Source organism: Kiritimatiellia bacterium (assembly GCA_028715905.1).
Lineage (GTDB): Bacteria > Verrucomicrobiota > Kiritimatiellia > JAAZAB01 > JAAZAB01 > JAQUQV01.
Genome location: JAQUQV010000083.1, coordinates 1 through 6,671, shown reverse-complemented (window position 1 = coordinate 6,671; position 6,671 = coordinate 1). Strand labels below are relative to the sequence as shown.

General features: G+C 56.4%; 7 protein-coding genes. All 7 read left to right on the top strand.

Translation table 11 applies throughout. The annotated features are described in order from the left end of the window. The first annotated feature begins 235 nt into the window (after positions 1-235). Positions 236-388, top strand: a complete 153-nt coding sequence (locus PHP98_11125; protein ID MDD5484180.1) for a four helix bundle protein — start codon at positions 236-238, stop codon at positions 386-388. Continuing rightward, positions 357-593: a four helix bundle protein gene (locus PHP98_11120; GenBank protein ID MDD5484179.1), complete on the top strand. Its 237-nt coding sequence runs from the start codon at positions 357-359 to the stop codon at positions 591-593. The genes PHP98_11125 and PHP98_11120 overlap by 32 nt, the downstream gene beginning before the upstream one ends. A gap of 13 nt (positions 594-606) precedes the next feature. Then, positions 607-1,956 carry an adenylosuccinate lyase gene (gene purB / locus PHP98_11115; GenBank protein MDD5484178.1) on the top strand — a complete coding sequence of 450 codons (1,350 nt, stop codon included), beginning with the start codon at positions 607-609 and terminating at the stop codon, positions 1,954-1,956. 179 nt (positions 1,957-2,135) lie between these two features. Next, positions 2,136-3,422: an adenylosuccinate synthase gene (locus tag PHP98_11110; GenBank protein MDD5484177.1), complete on the top strand. Its 1,287-nt coding sequence runs from the start codon at positions 2,136-2,138 to the stop codon at positions 3,420-3,422. 62 nt (positions 3,423-3,484) lie between these two features. Further along, positions 3,485-4,501, top strand: a complete 1,017-nt coding sequence (locus PHP98_11105) for a serine/threonine-protein kinase (protein ID MDD5484176.1) — start codon at positions 3,485-3,487, stop codon at positions 4,499-4,501. Positions 4,502-4,508: 7 nt separating this feature from the next. Then, positions 4,509-5,264 carry a TenA family protein gene (locus PHP98_11100; GenBank protein MDD5484175.1) on the top strand — a complete coding sequence of 252 codons (756 nt, stop codon included), beginning with the start codon at positions 4,509-4,511 and terminating at the stop codon, positions 5,262-5,264. 351 nt (positions 5,265-5,615) lie between these two features. After that, positions 5,616-6,512 (top strand): cation diffusion facilitator family transporter, encoded by an 897-nt coding sequence (locus PHP98_11095; protein MDD5484174.1) that lies wholly within the window; start codon positions 5,616-5,618, stop codon positions 6,510-6,512. The last annotated feature ends 159 nt before the right edge of the window (positions 6,513-6,671 follow it).

Sequence of the window (6,671 nt, the reverse complement as noted above, 5' to 3'; positions counted from 1 at the left end):
GCCCGATGCAAGCGTGGGGTGAATTTGGCTTCCGGCGGAGCCGGATTCGAAAAAGAAAGGCCAGTCCGGTTCAGATGGACCGGCGCCGCGCGAAGCGCTATACTCGTGTATGCGCGAGGGCGGCAACGGGCCAGATGAGCCGGAATCGCCGCCGCCTTTTTCGAACCAAATTCGCACCACATGGGGAAGGAAGCATTAATAACATTGGGTTGCGGGCAGAGCCCGCTTTGGAATAATGAAAACGAAGAGCTTTAAAGATCTGATCGTCTGGCAGAAGTCTTATCAGTTGGTTTTGGAAATATGCAAGATCACAAAAGATTTTCCAAAAGACGCGGTTTATGGATTATTATCAACAGATGAGAAGGTCTGCGGTATCAATGCCGTCTAATATTTCTGAAGGCTATGGAAGACAGTATCACAGGGAATACAGGCAATTTTTAGCTATGGCTTATGGTTCGTTATGCGAGCTGGAAACACAGTGTTTATTGTCTGTAGATTTACAATACACAAATAAAAGCAAAATAGCAGAGGGTCTAATGAAAGAAGTGGGTAGTATGCTTTATCGGATGCTCAATCCATCCGCTAAACGCTAAAAATGAGGCAATCATGAGTGTTCATCCCATTGAGTTTCGTTATTTTTCCGGTGAAATGAAAAGCATTTTCACCGAGAAAGCCAAACTGCAGAACTGGCTGCGCGTGGAGGCGGCCCTGGCCCGCGCCCACGCCCGGCTGGGAAATATCCCGGGGACGGCGGCGGCCGAAATTACCCGCAAGGCCTCGCTTAAACATGTCCGCCTGGCGCGCGTCAAGGCCATTGAGGATAAAATCCACCACGACCTGATGGCCATGGTCCGGGCGCTGTCTGAAATTTGCGCCCGAAACGCCGGCAAATACGTGCACCTGGGGGCGACCTCGTACGACATTGAGGATACCGCCCTGGCCCTGCAGTTAGGCGCCGCGCTGGATATCATCGCCGAAGATATCCTCCGTCTGCGGAACATTCTGGCGGCTCTTGCCCGGAAGACGAAACGACTGGTCTGCGTCGGCCGCACGCACGGGCAGCACGCCGTGCCCACCACCTACGGGTTAAAATTCGCCATTTACGCCTGCGAGTTTCAGCGCCACCTTGCGCGTCTGGTTGAGGCGAAAAAGAGAATCATGGTCGGACAAATGACCGGCGCGGTCGGCACCCAGGCCAGTTTCGGAAAAAACGCCGGGAAACTGCAGAAGCTGATCATGCGGGAGCTGGGGCTGCGGCCGGTGTTTGTATCCAACCAGGTTATCCAGCGCGACCGCCACGCGGAAGTTGTTTTCTGTCTGGCGCTGGCCGCGGCCACCGCGGAAAAAATCGCCGGCGAGATAAGAAACCTGCAGCGAACCGAAATCGGGGAAGTATGCGAACCGTTCGGCTCCGGACAGGTCGGTTCCTCCACCATGCCCCAGAAACGCAATCCGCACAAGAGCGAAAGAATCTGTTCCCTGGCCAGAATCATCCGCGCGCAAGTCAACCCGGCCCTGGAAAACATTTCCCTGGAGCACGAGCGCGACCTCACCAATTCCGCCGCGGAACGGGTGATTTTTCCCGAGGCTTTCATTCTCACCGATTATCTCCTGCGCCAGCTGCAGGATATTCTCGGCCGTCTCGTCATCAGCGCGGACAATATCCGCCGCAACCTTGCCCTGACGGACGGCATGATCATGAGCGAAAGGATTATGATTGAACTGGTTGCACGCGGCCTGGGAAGGCAGGAAGCGCACGAGCTTCTGCGCCGGGCCGCCGGCAGGGCTTTTACGGAAAAAACACCGTTCCGCGAAGTTTTGCTTGCCGACAAACGACTCCGGTCGTTTTTGAGCGCCAAAGATCTTGAGCGCTGCCTGAAGCCGGAAAACTACATCGGCACGGCGGCGGCCCAGGTTGAGCGCGTGATTGCGGAATTAGAAAAAAAAGAGAGATAAAAAGAAGTTTTCTCACAGAGATCACAGAGCACACAGAGAAGGGCAAAAGTCGACAGATATGGCCTGTAAATTTTACACTTATGCAAAAATTTACAGGCCACATTCTCTCTTTGTGAACTCTCTGGACTCTAGCGAGTCTGCGAGCGAGTGAGAGATGCTTTAAGAAAGGACGGACACAAATGGCAACAGTGGTGATCGTCGGCGCGCAATGGGGCGATGAGGGCAAGGGAAAAGTGGTGGATAATCTCGCCGCGCAGGCGGAGATTGTCGTGCGTTTCCAGGGAGGCGACAACGCGGGGCACACCGTTTACCATGCCGGGCAAAAACATGTTTTTCACATACTGCCATCGGGCATTCTGCGCAAACACGTCCTGAACCTGATCGGCGGCGGGGTGGTTGTCAATCTGAACAAACTGGCCGCGGAAATTGACAAAGTCGGCATCAAACCTTCCGAACTTTCCGGGCGCCTGCGCATCAGCGGCGAAGCCCATTTAATTCTTCCCTGCCATATCGCGCTGGATGAAAAGAACGAAAAACGGCTGGGCCGGGGCAAGATCGGCACCACCCTGCGCGGCATCGGCCCGGCTTATGCCGACCGCGCCGCGCGCACCGGGGTGCGCTTTGCCGATATTTTTGATGAAAAGCTTCTGCGCGCGCGCCTGGCGGCCTGTTTTGAAGCCAAGCGCGGGCTTTTTTCAAAACGCGAAATGCGCGCGGTCTGCAACGTGAACCGGGCCGCGGAAGAAATCCGCGTTCTGGCCGGCCGGCTGAAGTTTTTGCCGGGCGACACCGGACTCATCCTGGAGCAAGGCCGGAAAGCCGGCAAAAACATCCTGTTTGAGGGCGCGCAGGGAACCATGCTGGATATCGGCGCCGGCACTTATCCCTATGTTACCTCATCGCACACGGTCGCCGGCGCGGCCGGCGTCGGCGCCGGGGTCGGCCCGCGCTTCCTGGATAAAATCATCGGGATCACCAAAGCTTATATCACCCGCGTGGGCGAAGGGCCTTTTCCCACCGAGCTTGACAACGAACTCGGCGAAAAACTCCGCGCCGACGGCGGCGAATACGGCGCAACAACCGGACGCCCGCGCCGCTGCGGCTGGCTGGACCTGGTGCTGTTGCGCCGCGCCGCGCGGCTCAACAGTTTGGACGGCCTGATCGTAACCAAACTTGACGTGCTGGATTCCTTTGACAGAATCGGCTTGTGCACGGCCTATCACTGCCGGGGCAAAAGACTGGCGGAATGGCCGGAAAATCCGGCGGATGCGGCCGCAGTCAAACCGGAATACATATTCATGCCTGGCTGGAAACAACCCACCGGCCGGGCCGGATCATTTGCGGCATTGCCGGCGGCGGCGCGGAAATATTTAAAGACTATTGAACGGGAAACGGGCGTTCCCGTCATGATGGTTTCAGCCGGCAAGGAAAGGGAAGCGCTGATTGTGCGGAAGCCGGCGTTTTAAGGCGTAGCGCACGAAACGTTTCTTGCTGGATTTGACCGGCAGCGTTTCACGAGAAACTTGCCATGCAATATCCTGTCATTCCCGGCTATGAAATCATCGGCGTGCTCGGCGAGGGCGGCATGGGCATGGTGTATCTGGCCACCCAGCTGTCGCTCGGACGCAAGGTGGCCGTTAAAATACTGCCGCCGAGCCTGAGCCACAACGAATCGTATCTCCTGCGCTTCCGCCACGAGGCCAAGGCGGCGGCGAAAATCAGGCATCCCAACATTGTCCAGATTTATGACGCGGGCGAGCATAACGGCGTCTATTTTTTCATCATGGAGTATGTGGCCGGCGAGACCAGCGCCGACCGGGTCGCCCGCAAGGGGAAACTTGACGAGGAAAGCGCGCTCCTGATCGCGGAGTCGGTGGCGGTGGCCCTGGAATACGCCTGGGACCGGGCGCAGTTGGTTCACCGCGACATCAAGCCGGACAACATCCTCATTGACGAGGACGGCACGGTCAAGCTTTCCGACCTCGGCCTGGCCAAAACCATGGACCGCGCGGCGCCCAGCATCACCGTGGGCCGGGCCATGATCGGTTCCCCCCACTACTGCGCTCCCGAGCAGGCGCAGGGCGAGGAAAACGTGAATTGCTGCGCCGATATCTACGCCCTGGGCGCCACTCTCTATCACTTCCTGACCGGACGGCCGCCCTTTGCCGAAACGCCCGGGGTCAGCGCCATGGTCAGAAAATTGACGGAGTATCTGCCGGATGTCACAGAAATAAACCCGGCGGTTTCCGACAACACGGCGCGCTTGATTGAAAAAATGCTCGCCCGGGACAGAAGCATGCGCCAGCCAAGCTGGCATGCCGTTTTGGACGACCTGGACGAGGTCATCCACAAGCGCCCCCCCATATCCGTCCCGACGCCCGAAGGAATGAGCACCATGCTGCGCGGCAGACACGCCATAAAACCCGGAGACGGAACGTCCCTGCCCGCGCCGCCCGGGGGAAAAACCCTCCGCCGGGCATTTAAAATAATTCTGACCGCGGCCCTGGCAGCCGCGGTGTTTTTTGCCGTTTGGCTTTTGTTTTGACCGTGCCATGAGAGCGAACAACAACAAGAAATACGGGCTTTTCGCCTTTTTTGCGCTGTTGCCAACGGTTATCGCGCTGACAGCAATTTTGCCGGGCTGCGACGGCGAAAAGAGCTATACCCGGCAGATATGGGATGAAAATTATCCCGCCTATCAGGAAATATGCAATCTGCCTTTTAACCGCGAAGTCGCGGCCGGCACGCTCCCTGAAAAGAAATTCAGAAATTACATGATCCAGGATTACTTTTATCTTCAAAATTATAAAAAAACATACGAAATACTTCTGACAAAACCGCCGGACGAGCGGGGGCGGACATTTGTCGTTAATGCCATGGAGGCAATTGACCAGGAAATTGAAAATGTGCACGCGTTATATTTTAAAAAATACAGCATAACCGACCGGGAATTATCGGATTCCAGTCCGAGCCAGACCACTGAAACCTACAGTTCATATCTGATGGAAACCGCGGCTCGCGAGCCGTTTGAGGTTGGATTGACCGCGACCTTGCCGTGCAACTGGATTTATTACCAGGTTGCCGCCGATATGAAAAAATCAGAGCCGGTTGAAAACAATCCATATCAAGAATGGATTGACGAATATGGCGGCGTGTCCTGGGAGGAAAGCGACGCAAAGGTCTTTGTTGACCTGGTGGAATATTACATGACAAACTGCGGCGAGGAACGCCGGCGTAAAATGAGACAGGCCTATAAACGCGGGGTTGATTTTGAATATATGTTCTGGGATGCGGCCTATAACGAGTGACGGCGGAAATTTTACCCCTTGATCGCGCCGAACCGCATATTGACCGGGGACCGCGCATAAATCGCCGAAAATGCGTTTTGCTCGTCTTCGCGATCGTCAATAACGCGGCGACAAATAATCCGCCGCCAATGTGTTCAACGGCGGATATTGCCGGGTTTTCCGGCCGGCAGCACAGGCGGTCGTCGCCGCCGCAATTGGCCGCGGCATTTTGCGATTGCCTTCTGCCGGCAGACTGTTTCCGGATTAGCGCCGCAAACCGCGTATTTATCTTGATTACCGCGGTTTTACTGGTAAAAATGACTTTTGCGCGGATGGTTGCAAAACAATATCTGCCGCGGAAAGGAGGAAAAAATGACGCCGCATCGCCAGAAAGTGAACGCGGCCTTGCTTTCCATTGGTTCCAACACTTTTCTCGTTGCGTTAAAGACAATCGCGGGCGCGATGATCGGCTCGGTGGCGATTGTTTCGGAGGCGATTCATTCCGGCATGGATCTGCTGGCCGCCGCCATCGCCTTTACCGCCGTGAAATTTTCGGGCAAGCCGGCGGACCGCGGGCATCCTTTCGGCCACGGCAAGGCGGAAAACCTGGCCGGCGCGGCCGAAGCCATACTGATCTTCACTGCGGCCGGATGGATCATCTACAAATCCATCCTGAAATTCATTCATCCCCGGCCGATTGACGAACCGGCCTGGGGCGCCGGCATAATGCTTGTCTCGGCGGTAATAAACTGGTTTGTCTCGCGCCGGCTCTTCATTGTCGGGAAAAAAACCGATTCAATCGCCCTGGAGGCGGACGCCTGGCACCTGCGCATGGATGTCTGGACTTCGGCCGGCGTGATGGCGGGGCTTGGGGCGATATGGATCGGCGGATGTTTTTTCCCAAGCCTTAATCTTCAGTGGGTGGACCCGGCCGCGGCCCTGCTGGTGGCCGCCATGATTCTGAAAGCCGCTTACGACCTTACCATGAAATCCATCCGGGACCTGCTGGACGCCGGGCTGGCGGCGGAGGAAGACGAGAAACTGCGCGCGCTGATTGCGGCGCATGACCCGCAAATCCGCGGCTTTCATAATCTGCGCGCGCGCAAATCAGGCGGCCGGCGGTTTATTGAATTCCATATCCTCGTCAACTCTGAAATGACCGTGGCCCGTTCCCATAAATTAACGGACGAACTGACCGTTAAAATCATGGCCATCATGCCGGATTCGCTCGTGACCATCCACGTTGAACCCTGCAAAACGCCGGGGTGATCATCGTGAAAAAGTTGTCTTATCTTCCGCTCCGCGGGCCCTGCGCGGACGATGGGATGCGGGGCGTCATTCCAGCCGAACGGCTATGAAACGCGATTCTTCCCGGTCTTTTACCAGGAGCAACACAAGGCCGCTTTCGGCTGATTTTTCCAGGGCGGC